The sequence below is a fragment of the Crocosphaera chwakensis CCY0110 genome (genome assembly GCF_000169335.1).
GTDB classification, from domain to species: Bacteria; Cyanobacteriota; Cyanobacteriia; order Cyanobacteriales; family Microcystaceae; genus Crocosphaera; species Crocosphaera chwakensis.
This window is the reverse complement of sequence record NZ_AAXW01000143.1, coordinates 1-1,764: the sequence shown is the minus strand read 5'-3', so window position 1 is coordinate 1,764 and position 1,764 is coordinate 1. Positions and strand designations below refer to the sequence as shown.

General features: G+C 32.7%; 2 protein-coding genes. Both read right to left on the bottom strand.

Annotation, left to right across the window (positions count from 1 at the left end; translation table 11 throughout):
• Positions 1-356 (bottom strand): hypothetical protein (locus CY0110_RS27650; protein WP_008278984.1); only part of this gene is annotated, 356 nt, incomplete at its 3' end.
• 627 nt (positions 357-983) lie between these two features.
• Positions 984-1,601, bottom strand: a complete 618-nt coding sequence (locus CY0110_RS31285) for a PEP-CTERM sorting domain-containing protein (protein WP_008278983.1) — start codon at positions 1,599-1,601, stop codon at positions 984-986.
• Between the last annotated feature and the right edge of the window lie 163 nt (positions 1,602-1,764).

Sequence of the window (1,764 nt, the reverse complement as noted above, 5' to 3'; positions counted from 1 at the left end):
GCCCTTGCGATTAAGAATAGCTGATCATTACTGTCGCCAGCTGGGTTCAGCAGAGCAGAGACGCTAACATTCTGAAAAGTCGCCGTAGGATTTGCAAAAGCACTAAAAATAGCCCCACCCTCTGAAGCTGGGAGATCATCACTCAAACGTATGACGCTATTACCGTCAACTAATTCAATACTCGGTGTAAACTCAACAACACCTTCTAGTGTCGCTTGTATGGATAATGCCTCAGCAGGTAAACCACTTTCAAAATCAAACAAAAAGCTGGCTGCATTTGCAGTGCTGGCCGTGATTTCCAGCATGCCAAGGATTGTGCTGCAAACTAACAGTTTTTCAGACCAAGAAATATACATTTTTCTCCTCTCTCTTAGTTTAGTAACTCAAATTGCTCCCAACAACAAAAATAGCAACTTTGCCACATGAAAACAACTTTTATCCTTGAACCTTGTCGCCTTTCTTCAAGTTGTTAGGCCATAAGCTTGATCATATTTATTTTAATGTAAAATAATCTTAAACATTGGGAGCATTCTAGGTTATTTAAAAATATTATCTAAAATAATAATAATTTAAAGATTTTAAAACCTTTTAGAAAAACTTAGATATTGGATAGAATATTGGTATTTGTGAGCGTAAAAATCAATTTCAAAAGCCCGCGTTTAAGGGGTCTTAAAACCACGTTAACCCCCTTCTTGATGAATATTTTATCTCTTTCATGTCTGTATAATACCTTTAAAGGGTCAACGAAAGGATATTTCAATCGCAATTACATCCACATCTTGACTAGACTTCTTGATACGGCATTTTAAACAGAAAGTGGTTTTTAAAAACTATTAATGAAATTAGTAGGAACTAAAAAAGGGAAAAATTATTAATAAATTTAAGACTTTTAGAGTCACATAATTTGAGTTATTTGATCATGAAATATAAAAAAATCCCCTACATCTAGTAAAGGACTTTAAAGATAGATTTGGTCTTAAATTTTATTTTTTCTTGGTTTTAGCTAATTTACGTTTGAAGACTGTTCCAAAGGCTAAGGCAGATCCTGTTCCAAGCATGGTTAAAGGCTCTGGTACTTGTTTAACAGTAACATTAGAAATTTTAACTTGAAAACCCTCAGTAGGAAGGTAAGCAAATCCACTATTTTGGATAAGCCAACCTATTCTGTTATTAGTCGTACCTCCTAACAGAAGATTATCCGTAAACCCCCTATCAAAGTCAACTAAGAAAAGGTTAGAATTTAAACTTATAGGTTCTTCAAACCATATTTCAGCATTAATAGGACTAGAAAATGGACTAAAAGATATGATATCTGTCTCATCATAAAGTACGCCATCAACACTAGCTGTTGCTTCAGAAACGTTATAACCATACCAAGGTTCATTTATTAATCCTATATTTGATTCGGTTATATCAGCCTCAAAAAGTTGTTGAGGATTGTCATTATCATTAATCACAATTCTAAAATTACCAAGGACTGTTGAAGGAGAAAAATTTTCAATATCTCCAGTAATTTCAAAAATGGCTGATTTAGCAGGAGTTGTAAATATTAAAGGAGTAACAACAGCCGATAAAATTCCTGAAATAAATAGTTGTTTCATAAAAACCTCAAGAGTACTAACTTTTTAGTCTAATAAACTATAATAATTTTTTCCTATAAATACAATATGTATTTTAGCCTTAACTAATATTTATGAACTATATTATAAGATTCCATGTTATTGATGTAATGGTTTAAATTTTAGGATCGAAATCGCTGATCGC

Coding starts and splice junctions, on each gene's coding strand:
- CY0110_RS31285 (WP_008278983.1), bottom strand. CDS start 1,601: ATGAAACAACTATTTATTTCAGGAATTTTATCGGCTGTTGTTACTCCT.